The 16557-nt window shown below is 38.4% G+C and carries 16 protein-coding genes; 9 read left to right on the plus strand and 7 right to left on the minus strand.

The genetic code is table 11. From position 1 onward, the window contains the following. Positions 1 to 24: 24 nt before the first annotated feature. From KZC02_RS14715 to KZC02_RS14730, 4 genes are all read left to right on the plus strand, one after another. Positions 25 to 525, plus strand: a complete 501-nt coding sequence (locus KZC02_RS14715; RefSeq protein WP_221394778.1) for a hypothetical protein — start codon at positions 25 to 27, stop codon at positions 523 to 525. 53 nt (positions 526 to 578) lie between these two features. Continuing rightward, positions 579 to 1064, plus strand: coding sequence for a gliding motility lipoprotein GldH (locus tag KZC02_RS14720; RefSeq protein WP_221394779.1), 486 nt, complete (start codon positions 579 to 581; stop codon positions 1062 to 1064). 107 nt (positions 1065 to 1171) lie between these two features. Next, on the plus strand, positions 1172 to 2014 hold the full coding sequence (locus KZC02_RS14725; RefSeq protein WP_221394780.1) for a hypothetical protein: 843 nt from the start codon (positions 1172 to 1174) through the stop codon (positions 2012 to 2014). An 88-nt stretch (positions 2015 to 2102) separates the two neighbouring features. Further along, on the plus strand, positions 2103 to 2813 hold the full coding sequence (locus KZC02_RS14730) for a response regulator transcription factor (protein ID WP_221394781.1): 711 nt from the start codon (positions 2103 to 2105) through the stop codon (positions 2811 to 2813). A 52-nt stretch (positions 2814 to 2865) separates the two neighbouring features. Here KZC02_RS14730 and KZC02_RS14735 read toward each other — a convergent pair whose 3' ends face one another. Together KZC02_RS14735 and KZC02_RS31830 are read right to left on the minus strand one after the other, a co-directional pair. Further along, positions 2866 to 4521: an AsmA-like C-terminal region-containing protein gene (locus KZC02_RS14735; protein WP_229254339.1), complete on the minus strand. Its 1656-nt coding sequence runs from the start codon at positions 4519 to 4521 to the stop codon at positions 2866 to 2868. 350 nt (positions 4522 to 4871) lie between these two features. Then, positions 4872 to 5330 carry a hypothetical protein gene (locus KZC02_RS31830; RefSeq protein WP_229254341.1) on the minus strand — a complete coding sequence of 153 codons (459 nt, stop codon included), beginning with the start codon at positions 5328 to 5330 and terminating at the stop codon, positions 4872 to 4874. A gap of 230 nt (positions 5331 to 5560) precedes the next feature. On the opposite strand from KZC02_RS31830, the gene lysS reads away from it, so the two are divergent. Next, positions 5561 to 7276: a lysine--tRNA ligase gene (gene lysS / locus KZC02_RS14740; RefSeq protein WP_221394782.1), complete on the plus strand. Its 1716-nt coding sequence runs from the start codon at positions 5561 to 5563 to the stop codon at positions 7274 to 7276. A gap of 76 nt (positions 7277 to 7352) precedes the next feature. Here the strand turns inward: lysS and KZC02_RS14745 are convergent, their stop codons facing one another. Beyond that, a complete protein-coding gene (locus tag KZC02_RS14745) occupies positions 7353 to 7547 on the minus strand; it encodes a cold-shock protein (protein ID WP_026629450.1) in 195 nt (64 codons plus the stop codon). Positions 7548 to 7895: 348 nt separating this feature from the next. Between KZC02_RS14745 and KZC02_RS14750 the strand changes: the two genes are divergently transcribed. Further along, positions 7896 to 8117, plus strand: coding sequence for a PspC domain-containing protein (locus KZC02_RS14750; protein WP_221394783.1), 222 nt, complete (start codon positions 7896 to 7898; stop codon positions 8115 to 8117). Here the strand turns inward: KZC02_RS14750 and KZC02_RS14755 are convergent. The 4 genes from KZC02_RS14755 to KZC02_RS14770 form a co-directional block, all read right to left on the minus strand. Continuing rightward, a complete protein-coding gene (locus tag KZC02_RS14755; protein ID WP_221394784.1) occupies positions 8101 to 9126 on the minus strand; it encodes a glycosyltransferase family 2 protein in 1026 nt (341 codons plus the stop codon). The two genes, KZC02_RS14750 and KZC02_RS14755, sit on opposite strands and share 17 nt — an antisense overlap. An 11-nt stretch (positions 9127 to 9137) precedes the next feature. Then, the gene (locus KZC02_RS14760; RefSeq protein ID WP_221394785.1) at positions 9138 to 9485 is read right to left on the minus strand and encodes a YbaB/EbfC family nucleoid-associated protein; all 348 of its coding nucleotides are present in this window, start codon (positions 9483 to 9485) and stop codon (positions 9138 to 9140) included. Between the two features lie 55 nt (positions 9486 to 9540). Further along, a complete protein-coding gene (locus KZC02_RS14765; protein WP_229254343.1) occupies positions 9541 to 11469 on the minus strand; it encodes a gliding motility-associated C-terminal domain-containing protein in 1929 nt (642 codons plus the stop codon). Between the two features lie 255 nt (positions 11470 to 11724). After that, positions 11725 to 13668 carry a gliding motility-associated C-terminal domain-containing protein gene (locus tag KZC02_RS14770; protein ID WP_229254345.1) on the minus strand — a complete coding sequence of 648 codons (1944 nt, stop codon included), beginning with the start codon at positions 13666 to 13668 and terminating at the stop codon, positions 11725 to 11727. A 168-nt stretch (positions 13669 to 13836) separates the two neighbouring features. Between KZC02_RS14770 and KZC02_RS14775 the strand changes: the two genes are divergently transcribed. From KZC02_RS14775 to KZC02_RS14785, 3 genes are read left to right on the plus strand one after another with little or no spacing between them, the layout of a single operon-like run. Further along, complete coding sequence (locus tag KZC02_RS14775; protein WP_221394786.1) at positions 13837 to 15084, plus strand: bifunctional 3,4-dihydroxy-2-butanone-4-phosphate synthase/GTP cyclohydrolase II; 1248 nt, start codon at positions 13837 to 13839, stop codon at positions 15082 to 15084. After that, the gene (locus KZC02_RS14780; RefSeq protein ID WP_221394787.1) at positions 15081 to 15509 is read left to right on the plus strand and encodes a GNAT family N-acetyltransferase; all 429 of its coding nucleotides are present in this window, start codon (positions 15081 to 15083) and stop codon (positions 15507 to 15509) included. Before KZC02_RS14775 ends, KZC02_RS14780 begins: the two co-directional genes overlap by 4 nt. Positions 15510 to 15564: 55 nt before the next feature. Next, positions 15565 to 16548 (plus strand): bifunctional heptose 7-phosphate kinase/heptose 1-phosphate adenyltransferase, encoded by a 984-nt coding sequence (locus tag KZC02_RS14785; RefSeq protein WP_221394788.1) that lies wholly within the window; start codon positions 15565 to 15567, stop codon positions 16546 to 16548. Positions 16549 to 16557: the final 9 nt, after the last annotated feature.

The following is a 16557-nucleotide window of genomic DNA, read 5'->3' on the forward strand; positions in this document are numbered from 1 at the left end:
CAACAATTAATTAAAGACGAAATCATGTACATACCATTCAGCGACCTGGATTTTGAAGCCCGCGTTTGGGTTTACCAGGCTAATAGGGAACTTTCCAAGGAAGAAACAGGCATTATTACTGAAACACTAAAAGCTGCACTGGATCTTTGGGAAGCTCATGGAAAGCCGCTTACAGCCTCAGGAAAAGTTTTTGAGCACCGCTTTGTCGTTATTGGTGTGGACGAAAGAGATGAACTGCCAAGCGGATGTTCGATTGATAAATCGGTACATTGGTTACAACAAATAGGGCAGCAAATGAATATTGATTTCTTTGACCGTTCTCTGGCTTATCTGGATAATCATAATAACTTACAAACGATTGCGGTACCAAATATTAAAAAAGCTGTTTCTGACGAAATCATTACACCTTTTACGATTATTTTTGACAATCAGGTTGGAACCAAGGCCCAATGGATGAAACGCTGGAAAATATCTGCCTCCCACTCCTGGCTCAGCCGTTATTTCCTAAAGCAGAACAGTATTTAACTTTGAATGGAATATAAGGCTCATTAGCTTTGTGAATCACTTAATAAACCCGAATGAAAGTTTTTCAATTAATTGCTTCACTAGTTCTGTCTGTATTACTTTTTGGGTGCGACGACAGCGTGGTTTACAAAGCACATGAAGATATTAAAGATGGACTTTGGTTTATCAAAAACAAACCCGAATTTAAGGTTGAAATTAAAGATACAACAGCCCAATACAACGTTTATTACTTATTCCGCAATACACTGCAATACCCATATTACAACTTATATCTTACCCGGCAATTAACCGGACCGGATGGCAAAACGATTTCCAATGCTTTGGAAGAATTATTCGTTTCCAGTGAAATAACTGGTAAGCCATATGGCAAAGGTCTGGGAGATTTGTTTGACCACAAAGTACCTTTTCTGAAAAATTACAGTTTCCCCCACTCTGGAAAATATACGTTTACATTATCCCAATCCATGCGTCAAAATCCTCTTCCCTTTGTACTAAGTGTGGGAATCAGCGTGGAAAAAGTCCGGAAAGGAGTCAAATAGTAACTAGCCAGATGATCCGTACCACGGCTGAAACACCAAGCTTCGTGAAAAACCTGATCATTCAGCCCTGTCACGGATAGTTTCGCAAAACCTTCTTATGATAAGTTATGAATAAGCTGATATATCTGTGGTTTGCTGTAAAAACTGCGTTTTGCTCCTGCCACTCAGATCATAAAATGAATGGTTTTGAGAGAATAAAATCGCATTACAAAATCATTAAAACCGGTGTACTTCCTGATGTTGCAAACGAAAGCTCAGGACTGGTAAAAGGTAATAATCCAAATTCATTCTGGACCAATAATGATAGTGGCGGCAAGCCAGAATTATATAAAATTGATTCCACCGGCAAACTTCTGTCTGTAAAAAAAGTTGATAACGCTCAAAATACAGACTGGGAAGATCTTACAAGTGATGAAAACGGCACTATTTACATTGGTGATTTTGGGAACAACAGCAATACCAGACGTAATTTAAATGTATATAAAGTACCGTTAAACAAACCGGACACTGAAAAAATAACTTTTAGTTATGCTGATCAAACAGAATTCCCTCCATCTGAGGACAAACTGAATTACGATTGTGAAGCATTTTTTTACAGCAGGAAAAATTTATACCTTTTTTCCAAAAACCGAAGTCCAGCCAATCATTATGTAAGATTATATCAGATGCCTTCTGAACAGGGAAATTATACCATATCTCCAATAGACAGCATCCGGATAAAGACACAGGTGACATCAGCAGATATCAGTCCGGACGGAAAGACATTTGCATTACTTACTTACGGGAAAATTCTGCTTTTCGGGATTGAAGAAGGCAAAATAAATTTCAAACGTCCTTTGGGATGTTTCAGAATTGTAAGAAAGCAAACAGAAGCGCTTATATTCCTGAATAATTCGGATATGCTGGTTACTAATGAGCAGAAACAGATCTTCCGCTTTACTTATCGCTGATGTTATGTTTATGTTAACAAAGCAACAAAACGTGTAATGTGAAAATCACATCCGTTAATTTTGAGCTCGATTTAATAACAAAAACAAAATGAGCACTGCAAAAACTATACATTCTATTCCGAAAGTATTAGTAGTTGATGACGATTCAGATATTGTAGAACTTCTCGAATATAATCTTATAAAGGAAGGATATTCCGTTTTAACTGCCTCTAATGGTAAAAAAGCAATTGAAATTGCAAAAACATTTTTACCGGATTTAATTTTGCTAGATATTATGATGCCTCAGCTCGATGGTATCGAAACGGGCCGGATTTTACGACAGAACCCAGATATTAAAAATACCTACATACTTTTTCTTACTGCACGTTCGGAAGAGTATTCGGAAGTAGCAGCTTTTGAAGTTGGAGCAGATGATTATATCACAAAACCCATCAAACCACGTGCTTTGATGAGCCGTATCAATGCATTATTTCGCAGAGAAGCCCAAAAAGCTGACTCGGGAGATCAGATTGAAATTCTTGACCTGGTAATTAACCGCAAAAATTATACCGTTACGCAAGGCTCGGATAAGTCTGTTGTTCTTCCTAAAAAAGAATTTGAGCTGCTATTTTTTCTTGCCCAAACACCAAATAAGGTTTTCAACAGGGACGAGTTACTTCAAAAGATCTGGGGTGCCGATATTTATGTTCTGGAAAGAACCGTTGATGTGCATATCAGGAAACTGCGTGAAAAACTTGGTGACAGTTATATCAAAACCCTGAAAGGAGTTGGGTATATGTTTAGTAACGAAAGCGAATAACCATCGCAGTTACTTTCCTTAACCAACCCAAAAATTAGATGGGCCACAAACATTAACGTTCTTTTTCCTTATTCTTATCTTTTTTCTTCCTGAAAGCCAGCTTGATATTAACTTCACCGTTTTCATCAATCGCTCTCAGGAAAATCTTGGAACCTTCGCGTTTTTCAGGATTATTAGGATCAAGAACGTAAGTTGAATCCCTTCTTTTCAGGTTACTCAGCGGAATCTGAATGTTAATGTCAGTCTTTTTACCAAAGCTGTAAATCCCGTCAATAAATAGCGTGATTACATTGGACTCAATTTCCATTGGAGCTATTTCAATCTCTTCACCACTTAGTTTAAATGTATTTTTTATCGGTGCAAACTGGACACTTTCAAAGTTACGCCGTTTGAATACCAGCCTTTTCATTTTCAGAAATGGCTCAAAATTATTGATATAACCATCTGTAAGATTAATATTTAACAACCCTTTCATGGAAGAAGGAACAATTCTGACATTATTATTCAGCCGTGTCTCAAAACTAAAATCCGTGTTTAACTTTCCTTTTAAATTCTGATCAGTAATGGTTTTTTGTCCAAAATTCTCAAAAGAATAGAAAACTGTTTGTACATCTGCATTCGTTATTTTCCCTTTCACCACAACATGCGGTAATTGATTTGCCCCGGAATTATTCATTTCTCCGGATATTCTCAATTGTCCGCCTTTAAACGCATTCATCAGGAAATATTCAATACGCATCGAATTATCCTTTACAGTAAACTCTCCTTTAACCTTAGTTGCCTGGAAGTTTTTGTATTTCAATTGATTAGAATTCAGTTTGGCAGTTATTTCTATATTATCAATCGCATTGTCGAGTAGATCCGAAAGTTTGAGTTTCTTTTTGCGTTTGTTTACTACTTGCGCTCTTGGTGCGAGTAAGGTTTCAAGCCAGTTTAACTTCCAGGATGGAATATTCACATTTACCGCCGCGCGGAGAGGTTTGGGAGAACCAAATAAATAGGGTATCAGATCCACTACTTTCCCGTTGATAAAAAGCATATTCTGGCCGTCAGAAAGGCTCAGTTTTGGAATAACCAATGCTTTTTCATTAAACACAAATTCTCCTGCTATTTTTTTCAGATGCACCTGACGAGGCAGATAATCCATAGAAATATTCTGCAATGATGCTTTGCCCCACAATTTCCCGTTAAACTGGTCACTTTTGGGATTATAAAATGCTTTCAGACTTCCATTAAAATGAAAATCAATTTTAGCTTTTCCATTCTTAAAACGATATCGGGCGGGGTCAAATAAAGAGTTTAAATTAGTTGAATCGGCCTGGATAGTACCATCAAAAATAGCCATCGGATTTCTGAAATTGTTAATCGTCAAAGCAAAGTTGAATGGTATTGTTTCAAATTGTCCGGTTACATTGGGTGCTGTTAAACGTGCATTATATACGCTGGGAACTCTGCTCGTATCACCCTGATTGGTGTAATTCCCGTCTGTCTTTACATTTCTCAACGTTCCAACCGGCAAATTATATTCAAATGGTACTGTTTTAAAATGAACGTCTACTCTCGGTATTTTTTCTGATAACTGTCCTTCGATTTTAACCTCTGTATCAACTTCTGTATGAATGCCGATGGAATCAATCTGCAACCTGGCTTTCGTGTTCAGCAATGGAAGTGCGTTATCGACTGCGATTTTTTTTGCTTCAAAATTCATTCTGAATAACTTAATCGAGTCAGACAGATCAAATTCCCCGGTAATAGCTATTTTGTCATGTGTGCTGCTTTCTAATACAGAAGGATAGATTTTGAGATTCTTTTTATCGCCGTCATATGCGATAGATAAGTTAATATTTGTTTCCTGGTTAATTAAAAAACCTCCTTTTTCCGGCCTGAATGTTAACCCGTTAAAAAATATGGTGCCTGTAAAATTGACATTAGTTGTAGAATCCGTGATCGTAACATGATTAGTGGCATCACGGAACAGTGCACTATAAGATTTGCCCGAAATAGAATCAGCAAAGCTTACAGCAAAATTGATGAATCTCAGATTACTTAGTTTTTTTATCAGATCATCCTGATTTCCCGAATCCTTATCATCCTTTTTTTAGTATCCGGTGTTTTAAAAATACTTAGATTCGTGTAGCCATCCTTTTGTTTAAACATTTTCAAACTCCCGTTTTGCAATACGAGGTTTCGGATGATGATATCACCTTTATAAAGGCTGTTAAAATCAAGTGCAACGTGAATTAGTTCTGCTTTTAAAAATGGTGTCTGATGTTTTTCATAAATGCTGTCAGTAAGCAGTACATTATCTAATGTGAAATTAAGGCCAAAGCCGCCTGTAAAAGGGCGAAATTTGAAATCCTCAATTTCAAGATCCCCATTCAGATTTTCATTTACAAGAGCCTGTACCTTACGAAAAATCTTTTCCTGATTGCGATATAGCCAAATCTCTACCGCTCCAAACAGGAATAAGGCACACAACGCAAGAATACCAACGACTTTTAAGATTTTCGCAAACATGTAACGGAAGGTAATTAATCAGGACTTGTAAGTTAGCCCATATAAACTGATTATTAAATGCTACGAACTAATACATATTAATTGTAATAATAGCGTGCCAGAAACTTACGCCTGACAATAAGAATTAGATGTTAAGTATCTCAATTTCGCTATTCACAGCAAAAAATGCTAGTTTTGCGCACTTATTTTATAGTGAAGAAGTTGATTATCATAAATATTGCTAAATAATAATGCTACTAAGCGAACAGGAAATATTACGCCGCCAAAAGCGTGAAGAATTGATACGAACAGGTATAGAACCGTATCCTACGGAAGAGTTTGTGGTAAATACTTACTCTGCTGATATTAATAAAAACTACGAAAACAATAAGATAGATTATAAGCATGTAACTATGGCCGGCCGCCTGATGGGTTTCCGGATTATGGGAAGTGCTGCTTTTGCCGAGTTGCAGGATAGTACCGGACGGATACAATTGTACTTCCGCCGCGACGATCTTTGCCCGGGAGAAGATAAAACACTTTATAATACAGTATTCAAAAAACTATTGGACATTGGTGATATTATCGGGGTAACCGGTTTTGTTTTTACTACGCAAACCGGGGAAATATCAGTTCATGTTCAGGAATTTAAAATTTTAAATAAATCGCTTCGTCCGCTTCCAGTGGTAAAACGGGATGAAGAAGGGAATGTATTTGATGGATTTACGGATCCTGAACTACGCTATCGTCAGCGGTATGTAGATCTGATCGTAAATCCGGAAGTCCGTGATATTTTTATCAAACGTGCCCGTATTATTACCACGATGCGTTCTTATTTTGATTCAAAAAGTTGGCTGGAAGTAGAAACACCCGTCTTACAGTCAATTCACGGAGGAGCAGCTGCAAAGCCGTTTGAAACACATCATAATGCACTGGATGTGGGTCTTTATCTACGTATTGCTACCGAATTACATTTAAAAAGACTGATCGTAGGTGGTTTTGAGGGTGTGTATGAAATTGGTAAAAATTTCCGTAATGAGGGAATGGACCGTACACACAATCCCGAATTTACATTGCTTGAGCTTTATGTAGCTTATAAGGATTATTTCTGGATGATGAAAATGACGGAGGAAGTTCTGGAAAAAGTGGCTATTGCTGTCAACGGAACTGCCACAGCTAAATTTGGTAATACTGAACTTGATTTTACAGGCCCATACCCAAGATTAAGCATTACGGATGCAATTCACCAATATACAGGCTTAAACGTGGAAGCTCTGGATGAGGTTTCCATCCGTGAAAAATGCCGTGAATGGGGAATGCAGGTGACTGAGAGCATGGGAAAAGGAAAATTGATTGATGAGATCTTCGGGGAAAAAGTGGAAGAGCATATCATTCAGCCTACTTTCATTATTGACCATCCGGTTGAAATGTCTCCGTTAACCAAAAAACACCGTTCAAAACCAGGCATGGTAGAACGCTTTGAGCTTTTTGTAAATGGAAAAGAAATTGCCAATGCTTATTCAGAATTAAATGATCCGATTGAACAAAGAGAGCGTTTTGAAGATCAGCTCAAACTGAAAGAACGTGGTGACGATGAAGCAATGGAAATGGATGAAGATTTCCTGCGCTCGCTCGAATATGGTATGCCGCCTACTTCAGGAATTGGTATCGGTATTGACCGTTTAACGATGTTACTTACTAATAATTTGAGTATTCAGGAAGTTATTTTCTTTCCACAGATGCGACCTGAAAAGAAACAGGAAATGGCTAAGGAAGCAGATTATATTGCTGCCGGTGTACCTGCGGTGTGGATTCCGGCATTACAAAAAATGAATATCCTGATGATTGAGCAATTGAAAGCTGCAAGTCCGAACAAAATTTTTAATGACTTGGGTGGAATGAGGAAAAAGCTGAAAATTGAAGAAAAAATGCCAACCCTCGATGATATTAAAACCTGGGTGGAATAAGAATCATTTCTCCTGAAAAAGAAAAATACCGCAGCATCGCTACGGTATTTTTCTTTTTCAGCAAGTAGATATATGATTATATCTTTTTTACCTGCACGGCGTTAAGTCCTTTTTTTCCTTCAACGACCTCGTATTCAACCTGGTCATTTTCCCGAATAGTAAGTCCTCCCAATCCTGTAACATGGACAAAAATGTCTCTGTTTGTGTCGTCTTCAACGATGAAGCCGTATCCCTTAGCTTCATTGAAAAATTTTACAGTACCTGTTGGCATAATGTTGAAAATAAAAAAATAAATAAGGTGAAAATACATCAGAATTGTAAACACTTCACGTTATAAGCTCAACTGCATTACCAAATGATTGAGGCAAGTCTAACAGAATTGCAAAAGATATTTTGGCAATTTCTATCAAGGCATCCTAATAATAATGAACTACTTACAAATTCTTCAATCACAAAGAAACAAAAATTGTCCGTAAAACAATTTATTTGAATAAATAATTTGACAATTTACGAGTAAACGGTAATTTGCTGTTTCACATATCTTTAGATAAAAATCGGGAACGAGTTGGAATTGGGGTTGAATATCGCTAACTATGAGGCAATTATTGAAAATAAGGGTATGAACAGACTTCGGTATTACGTAGAGAATCAAATATTTGGTGTATGTGCGAATTTGGGCGAAAAACTCAATTTTCCTGCCAGTAGTATTCGCTTATATTTCATTTATGCCACATTTATGACATTTGGGTCACCAATTATACTCTACCTTGTGCTTGCATTCTGGATGGAATTACGCCATCACTGGCGAAGACATAACAGTCCTACTATTTGGGAGTTGTAGGAAGTTCAGGTTTTGTAAGTTGTGTAAAATCATGTTTTCCCAAGACAAAATACTCCCATACTATGCTGCGGTAATATAGCGGTGCTCTGTAATGGGTACGTTTCTGCCCTTTTAATAAAGAAGGGATCATGGCATAAAAAGCAAAATGTGCTTTTAAAATTGCAAGTACGTCAGGCCATGCTCCGGTAGTCATAAACCGGGCGCTAGAAATCCCGTCAAGAATCAATCTGAAAATAACTGTTTTCCAGCGCCGCCCTTTTGGCAAATTTTTGAAAAGCATAATCAGGTTATTCCTGTAATTCAGGAAAGTCTTTTTAGGATTAGACTTGTGCAGGGTTCCTCCTCCAACGTGATAAACTGTTGATTTTCCGGAATACGTTATTCTGTATCCCATATTGAGCAAACGCCAGCATAAGTCAATTTCTTCCATATGTGCGAAAAAGCGTTCATCGAAACCTCCAGCTTTGTGAAATGCTTCGGACTTTACAAAAAGGCAAGCTCCTGTTGCCCAAAATACATCCCTTTCATCATCATACTGACCCAAATCTTCCTCTCTGGTATCAAATATACGGCCCCGGCAAAAAGGATAGCCCAGGTAATCCATATATCCGCCAGCAGCTCCGGCATATTCAAAGTGCGTACGAAAATCATAGGCCAGAATTTTTGGCTGACAGGCCGCTATATTTGGATCCGATTCCATAAAACTAACAACAGGCTCAATCCAGCCTGTTGTTACTTCAATATCCGAATTGAGAAGAATATAATATTGTGAATTAATGTGCTTCAGGGCTTCATTGTAGCCACCTGCATAGCCTTTGTTTTCAGAGATAGAAAACGTTTTAATAGCAGGATAATGATCCCGCAGCCATTGCAGGGAATTATCTGAAGATGCATTATCAGCAACCCAGATTTCATAACCTTCCGAATGACTTAAAACATTTGGCAGGAATTTCTCAAGATAATGCCTGCCATTATAATTAAGAATAACTATTGCAACACCAGGGTTCATGAATAAGGGAATTATTTCATAAATCCACCTAAATCCAACCCCGGAATATTGGGAAGAACTCCGTCTGTAGCTTTTTGAAGATGCTCTTTAATTTTGGGCTCAACCTGCTCAAATGCTTTATTGACTGCCGCAACAATCAAATCCTGAAGCATTTCTTTATCGTCAGGATTAACCAAATCTTTATCTATATCAAGGCCAATCAGGCTTTTTTGTCCGTTTACCGTTGCCTTAACCATGCCTGCTCCTGACTCAGCCGTTTCAACTATAGTGGCCAGCTGATCCTGAGCCTCTTTCATTTTGGACTGAAGGTCTTTCATTTTTCCCATCAAGCCCATCATATCACCCATGTTTCCAAACATACCTTCCTGTTATTAAGTTGTGTTTTAATAAAAACAAATTGCCCCAAATGGTTCCTTATCTTAAAAGCATAAAAGTACCTTTTTTTTCAACAGTTTGGTTTATAATGTCCACAGCTTTTAATCGGTATGCATAAGATCCTGCCGGAGCGTTTGCCCCGTTTATAGTTCCGTCCCAACCTTTAGTAATATCATCAGAATGGAAAACAACATTTCCCCACCTGTTATAAACATACAAATTGAATGACTGCAACAAAGTGGCTTTTGCCTGCAAAATATCATTATTTCCATCTCCATCAGGTGAAAATGCTCCCGGAATAAAAATATTTGCATTACGGTTAATAGAAATTAAATTGGAAAAGCTCTGAAAATCAGAATCCGCAGAATTGGCCCTGACCTGAAAAGTATATTCCAGATCACTTTTAGAATCCAGTGTAGGAGTATAGGAATGGCCCAGCTGAACATTTTTTTCTACTTTTGAGCCTCCTGAGCCTGTCTGTAAAATATCATAAGAAGTCACTTCGGGCAAAACCGGTTTTTCAGGTGTCCAGCCCAGATTCAGAAAACTATTTGTCAATAAAACTGTACAAATTGGTTCTGTGGCGGCAACTTTCTGATCACAGGAATTGGTATAACTCATCCTGTAACAATAAGATTTCTCATTTGTTTTTACTTCTATATCTGCAAATTGGTTCTGATTGGCCAGCGTAATAATTTTTTTAAAAATCGTACTGCCCGCCTCGGCTTTTTCAATTGTCAGATAATAAGTACTATTTAAGCCAACAATTGGGACTTTGGCACTGATGGTCACATTATTGTTGTCAATGACAGTAACATATGCTTTATCAATTGGCTTGGCCGAAGACAAATCTGCTTTGAGAGCAACAGGCGCAGACGAAGAAGTTATCCCGTTAATTTTAGCAATCACCTGATATTCGGAATAACTGCCACATTCTATCTCTTCGTCGGTATAGGTTATTTCGTCTATGGATGTGAAGGTTTTAATAATAGCCCCGTCCCGTAATAAATCATATTCTGTAAATCCCGTTGGAAAGCCATATTTACTCCAGGTTAATGTGTTTTTTCCATCTTCCGATTTACCCGATAATACCATGCTGGAAATCGGATTGGTAATAAGTTTGCTCGCACACAAGTCCTCTGAGGATAATCTTAACTGGTATATCTGGTTTGTATTTAATCCGGCAATATCATAAGGCTGAATACCTCCGGAAGATCTGATGCCATGTGTTGTATAAGTTGAGCCGTCTTTACTATACTGAATGGATGTAGGAATAGAAGTTAGTCCCTGATAAGTAATCCGGACAGATCCGTCTGCCCGCATAGCTACGCTTTGAATTGCAATGTTAGCCAATTGGACTTGCTGAAATAAGATTGGAAGAGACAGCGTTCTTCCATTGCTACAAGCAGTGTTACTCGTATATATTCCTTTAATTGTAACGATCGGACTTCCTGTGGTGCTGGCATAAACGTGCTCAAGATTCAAATCATCGCCTTTTTTCCAGATTTCAGCAGCACTTCCATCACCCCACTTAATTTCCAGCTGATCATAAACTTGTAGATAAACATTGTTAACCAATACGAGTTTTATTTTCCCTCCGCCACAAGATGAATACTGTGCATTAACCGTATTTGTTTCATACACCTTCACTTGTTTACAGGTTGAAAAAACACCAGTTGATACCGCTCCGTATTGTAAAACAGTATATGTTCCGGCTGCATTATAAGTGAAGGACGAATAATTCGCGTAAGATGGATTCTGCGCTACCTTATCATATGCAAGCTGGTATCCTACGGTAATGGAATTTGGTACAAGATTAGTAATTTTTACAGCCAGGGGGGCACATCCTTCTGTGGGTGTAATTTCAAAATCCCCACCGCCAATGTCACACAATCCCTGGCCGGAAACATGTGAATTTATAAAAAACGAAAAACAGATAGTTAGAGCTAAATGTAATGGTAATCTCATATGTGTGTGTGTTTAACTTATAGTCTTCTTCATATCAAAAAGATATTTTGAAGACTTATTCCCAAAAATTCGAATTATGAACTCAAATTTTGAAATAGCATATACTATTTCCTCATTATCAGAAACTTAACTAAGTATCAGAGAAATCCATTTCCCTACTTGCCGAATAAAAACAAGTTTCTTATCTCTTATATCAGACTAATAACTGTCTTTAACGCGTGAATATTGCTATATACGCAGCAAATATACAAATTACTATCTGATCAATAAAAAGCTACCGGTCTTAGATATAGCCCGGTTTGACCGATCAGTAATATTCATCTTAAAAGTGTAATATCCTGCTGGTGCCGGTTTCCCATTTATATTTCCATCCCAGCTGTCGACCGCATTTCCTGATTGGAAAACAACCACTCCCCAGCGATTAAAAACACGTATTTCAAATAACGATGCAAAATAATTTTTTACTTCAAACCTGTCATTAATACCGTCTCCATTTGGAGTGAAGGCATCAGGAATTAACACAATGATGTCCCGTTTCAAATTTATTACATTCGAATAACTTAACAGATTCCCATCTGAGGAATGTGCTTTTATTCGAAAAGAGTAAACAGATTCCATATTCAGGTCAATACCATGGCTCAGACTAAGCTGCTTGGGCAATTCGTCCGTTATTTTACCATCTGCATCCATTTGCAACAAGTCATAAGAAGCTATTGCCTCTGTAAAAGGCGATTCGCTGTTCCAGGTTATTTCCTGGATATTATTTTTTAGTAATATTGAACAGACCGGTTCACTGAAAGAAGGTGCAGTTTGCTTACACGCATTTTCATAATTAAAACGGTAGCAATAGGAAGTCTGGCTGGTATTCACATTACTGTCGTCAAACGTAAGGCTTTCATTGACCGGGTTAGAAATTTTTTGAAATCCGGAGCTTCCCAGATCTGCTCTCTCAACGATCAGATTATAAGTACTCGTCAGGCCTTCTCCGGAAAGCTCCACTTTTGAGACAATAAGGTTATTATTTTCAACGGACACGCTTGCTTTTTTTATAACTTCCGGAACTGCCGATTTGGGAGAAACCATGATCGGCGCTGAATAAGAACGTACGTCATTTTCAACAATCGCTACGATTTCGTACTTATAATTATTGCCGCATTTTACGTTGCTGTCAAAATACGAAAACTGGTCAGCAGTTGTATAAATTACCGTATCGTCCCGTTTTAACTGATATTGCAGAATATTTCCTGCTCCGGAATAAGCCTCCCATGTCAGCGCATTTGTTTCGTCTGCGATAGATGTTCCTTCGGTTATTTTTAAGGTGCTTACCACAATACTTTCAACCGGATTATCACAAAAATCCCTTGAAATAAGCTTGAAGCGATAAATTAGATTCGGATTAAGATTTTCAATCGTTGCAGTTTGAAGGCCGCCAGCTTTCCCGGTTTTTGAAGTTGTAACAAACAAACCATCTCCTTTGTCAATAAAAACTTCGGTTGGTACACCTTCTTCTCCTTCATATAATAATTTCGCAGTACCGTTCGCCTGCATTTCTACACTGCTTATTTTTATTTTTTCCAGCGACGGAGGATTTAATACTCCGGAAATGACGGTAGGAACTAAATTAGATTCGCATAGCCCCGCAGTATATCTTCCACGGATTGTAATGTCTGGTATGATACTGCCGGCTTTATAACTATGGTTAATAGTAAGAGGATCTCCATTTTTCCAGGTTGTAAGTGCAGAACCGTCCCCCCAGTTTATTTCAACCTGATCGTATGCTTTCGCTACGCTGTCCTGGATCAGCGTCAACCGGATGCGGCCGTTCTGACAAGTTACTAATTCTGCTTTCGGAGCCCTCGTTTCGTATACTACGACATCTTTACACAAACTAAACCCTGTACCTTCTGCACTTCCAAACTGAAAAATGGTGTAAGTTCCCGGGTTTTGATAAGTATAAGATGAGTCTTTCGAAAAATCTTTATCTTCAGGAAATGTTGTCTGAGTTTTGTCAAAATCATAAATATAACCTAAACTCTGAGCTTTCGGAACCTGATTTTTTATAGCCACTGTCAGAGGCGCGCACCCTTCTGACGGAACTATTAGAAAGCCGCCCGTCGTTCCGCAAAATTGTGCAAAAGCATTTGCCGTAATTAATATTAACTGAACCGCCAGAAATGTACTGAGTATTTTTATTTTCATGAATACGCTAAGTGTTACTTCTTATTCTTTCCAAGTCTTGAAACGCATTTTGCCAAACCTTTGTTTTCCTTATTACAAATCCAAAAATAGAACTTTTCCACATTTAGACTGTACCTTTACATTTTAAAACGTGATTTTGTTTAAAACTATTTTTCATCAACCCAATTAATGAATAATAACGGTAATACAATTGTGTTAGATACCATTGAGGAAGCCATTGAAGCGATTCGCAAAGGTGAAATGATTATTGTAGTTGACGACGAAGATCGTGAGAATGAAGGCGATTTCGTGTGTGCAGCTGAACTGGTAACTCCTGAAATTGTCAATTTTATGGCCCGTGAAGGCCGTGGTTTAATATGTGTTCCAATAACTGAAGAGCGTTGTGTGGAATTGGAATTGGAAATGATGGTGGGTAATAATACCGCCTTACATGAAACTGCATTTACCGTCTCGGTAGATTTGCTGGGTAATGGATGTACTACCGGAATTTCAGCAAGCGACCGTGCCAAAACGATTCAGGCTTTGGTAAATCCCGAGACAAAACCTCAGGATTTAGGCCGGCCTGGTCATATTTTTCCATTAAGAGCAAAAAAAGGCGGGGTTTTACGTCGTACGGGACATACAGAAGCAGCCATAGATTTCCCTCGTTTGGCAGGCTTGTCTTCGGCTGGTGTATTAGTAGAAATCCTGAATGAAGATGGCTCTATGGCCCGCCTTCCTCAGCTTCGCGAAATAGCCAACCGTCATAACCTGAAACTGGTAAGTATCAAAGACCTGATTGAATATAGATTACGCGAAGAATCTTTGATAAAAAGGGAAATCGGAGTAGATATGCCTACCAATTGGGGACACTTTGATTTGATGGCTTACAGACAAATTAATACAGGAGATTTACATCTGGCATTGGTAAAAGGAACCTGGGAAAAAGACGAACCGGTATTGGTACGTGTCCATTCATCCTGTATGACCGGAGATATTTTCGGATCATGCCGTTGCGATTGCGGCCCTCAGCTGCATGCCGCTATGGATATGGTAAACAAAGCAGGAAAAGGTGTAATTGTATACATGAACCAGGAAGGACGCGGAATTGGATTACTCAATAAATTACGCGCATATAAGCTTCAGGAAATGGGCCGTGATACGGTAGAAGCAAATCTCGAATTAGGTTTTACGAGCGACGAACGCGATTATGGCGTAGGTGCCCAAATCCTGCGTGACCTGGAAGTTTCCAAGATAAAACTTATTACCAATAACCCTAAGAAACGTGCCGGACTGATTGGATATGGCCTGGAAATTGTTGATTCTGTTTCAATTGAGATACCGTCTAATCCTCATAATGAAGCTTATTTGATCACAAAAAGAGATAAAATGGGCCATAATCTGAGTAATCTTACATTTCCTGTTAATAAAGGATGAGCCAGGTAAAAGTAGCAGTAACTGAAAGTGATATTTTAAAATGTCGCAGAGCTATACAAGCTCTGCGACATTCATTAACAGACGATATATATTTAGACCAGGCTCTTAAAACGCTTGCTGATAACCGTCAGTTTGTTTTTATTGAAGAAAACGGAGAGGCTGCAGCAGTGGCTGTTTTTGAAACTGGCTACAATCTGTTCCGTGGCAAATACATCTATATTGATGACCTTTCTACGCTTCCCGAATACCGTGGAAAAGGATTTGCAGGCATTCTGCTGGACTGGATTTCAGAGTATGCCAAAACCGAAAATTTTGATGAGATTCATCTGGATTCGGGAGTAAATGAAGCACGTACAAATGCTCACCGGCTTTATCTTAATAAACGATTCCAGATAACAAGTCTTCATTTCGTTACAAAAGTTTAATTTTGATTTCAGACCCTTTTTGAAGGGTTTTTTTTTACAAAAGCACTATAGTTAAATGAATATAAATCAGGTTTTTGAAGCATTCAATTCTTTACGGGTACTTGTCATAGGTGATGTAATGCTCGACTCCTATGTTTGGGGAAAAGTTGAACGGATTTCGCCAGAAGCTCCTGTTCCGGTTGTTAACGTAAATAAACGGGAATATCGCCTTGGAGGCGCAGGAAATGTACTTCTGAATGTGCAAGCCCTAGGTGCAGAGGCTATTATCTGCACAGTAATCGGAGCAGATACTTCCGGGGATCTGTTAAAAACGAGCCTGACTGAAAAAGGCCTGAATTGTGAAGGTTTGTTGAGAAGTAACAACAGGGTTACCACAATTAAAGAAAGGATTATTGCCGGTTCGCAACAGGTTGTGCGTATTGATACAGAGACAGATAAGCCCATTCATACAGAAGAAACTGAACGTTTGATAGCCAAAGCTAAAGAACTCATCCCTTCAAGTAATGTGATCATTTTTGAAGATTATGATAAAGGTGTGCTTACAGCCGAATCCATTGCTGAAATAACTGAATACGCCAATGAACATGAAGTACCTACGGTTGTAGATCCAAAAAAGAGAAATTTCCTTGCGTATAACAATACAACACTTTTCAAGCCCAACCTGAAAGAACTTCGCGAAGGTTTAAAAGTGGATTTTAATGTCGACAATCCTGAAGAATTACAAGCCGTTGTCGAACAGTTAAAGGCAACACTTAATGTAAAAGGAGCATTGATCACACTGTCTGAAAAAGGCGTTTTCATTGATTTCCAGAACGAAATTCATAAGCTTCCGGCACATATCAGAAAAATCGCAGACGTTTCAGGAGCAGGCGACACGGTGATCAGTATAGCAGCCTGCTGTATTGCACTTGGGCTCTCACCAAAATCAATCGCTGCGATTTCCAACCTGGGTGGCGGACTGGTTTGTGAATCCGTAGGTGTTGTTCCTATTGACAAAAATTTATTAAAAACCGAAGCAGAAAAACTGGTACTGGATTAATCGTTTTCA

The sequence above is a fragment of the Dyadobacter sp. NIV53 genome (assembly GCF_019711195.1).
In the GTDB taxonomy this organism is placed as follows: domain Bacteria; phylum Bacteroidota; class Bacteroidia; order Cytophagales; family Spirosomataceae; genus Dyadobacter.

Bases quoted from the DNA above. Each gene is read 5' to 3' on its own strand.
- KZC02_RS14715 (WP_221394778.1), top strand. From the start codon at position 25: ATGTACATACCATTCAGCGACCTGGATTTTGAAGCCCGCGTTTGGGTT.
- KZC02_RS14720 (WP_221394779.1), top strand. From the start codon at position 579: ATGAAAGTTTTTCAATTAATTGCTTCACTAGTTCTGTCTGTATTACTT.
- KZC02_RS14725 (WP_221394780.1), top strand. From the start codon at position 1,172: ATGAATAAGCTGATATATCTGTGGTTTGCTGTAAAAACTGCGTTTTGC.
- KZC02_RS14730 (WP_221394781.1), top strand. From the start codon at position 2,103: ATGAGCACTGCAAAAACTATACATTCTATTCCGAAAGTATTAGTAGTT.
- KZC02_RS14735 (WP_229254339.1), bottom strand. From the start codon at position 4,521: ATGAATTTTGAAGCAAAAAAAATCGCAGTCGATAACGCACTTCCATTG.
- KZC02_RS31830 (WP_229254341.1), bottom strand. From the start codon at position 5,330: ATGTTTGCGAAAATCTTAAAAGTCGTTGGTATTCTTGCGTTGTGTGCC.
- lysS (WP_221394782.1), top strand. From the start codon at position 5,561: ATGCTACTAAGCGAACAGGAAATATTACGCCGCCAAAAGCGTGAAGAA.
- KZC02_RS14745 (WP_026629450.1), bottom strand. From the start codon at position 7,547: ATGCCAACAGGTACTGTAAAATTTTTCAATGAAGCTAAGGGATACGGC.
- KZC02_RS14750 (WP_221394783.1), top strand. From the start codon at position 7,896: ATGAACAGACTTCGGTATTACGTAGAGAATCAAATATTTGGTGTATGT.
- KZC02_RS14755 (WP_221394784.1), bottom strand. From the start codon at position 9,126: ATGAACCCTGGTGTTGCAATAGTTATTCTTAATTATAATGGCAGGCAT.
- KZC02_RS14760 (WP_221394785.1), bottom strand. From the start codon at position 9,485: ATGTTTGGAAACATGGGTGATATGATGGGCTTGATGGGAAAAATGAAA.
- KZC02_RS14765 (WP_229254343.1), bottom strand. From the start codon at position 11,469: ATGAGATTACCATTACATTTAGCTCTAACTATCTGTTTTTCGTTTTTT.
- KZC02_RS14770 (WP_229254345.1), bottom strand. From the start codon at position 13,668: ATGAAAATAAAAATACTCAGTACATTTCTGGCGGTTCAGTTAATATTA.
- KZC02_RS14775 (WP_221394786.1), top strand. From the start codon at position 13,837: ATGAATAATAACGGTAATACAATTGTGTTAGATACCATTGAGGAAGCC.
- KZC02_RS14780 (WP_221394787.1), top strand. From the start codon at position 15,081: ATGAGCCAGGTAAAAGTAGCAGTAACTGAAAGTGATATTTTAAAATGT.
- KZC02_RS14785 (WP_221394788.1), top strand. From the start codon at position 15,565: ATGAATATAAATCAGGTTTTTGAAGCATTCAATTCTTTACGGGTACTT.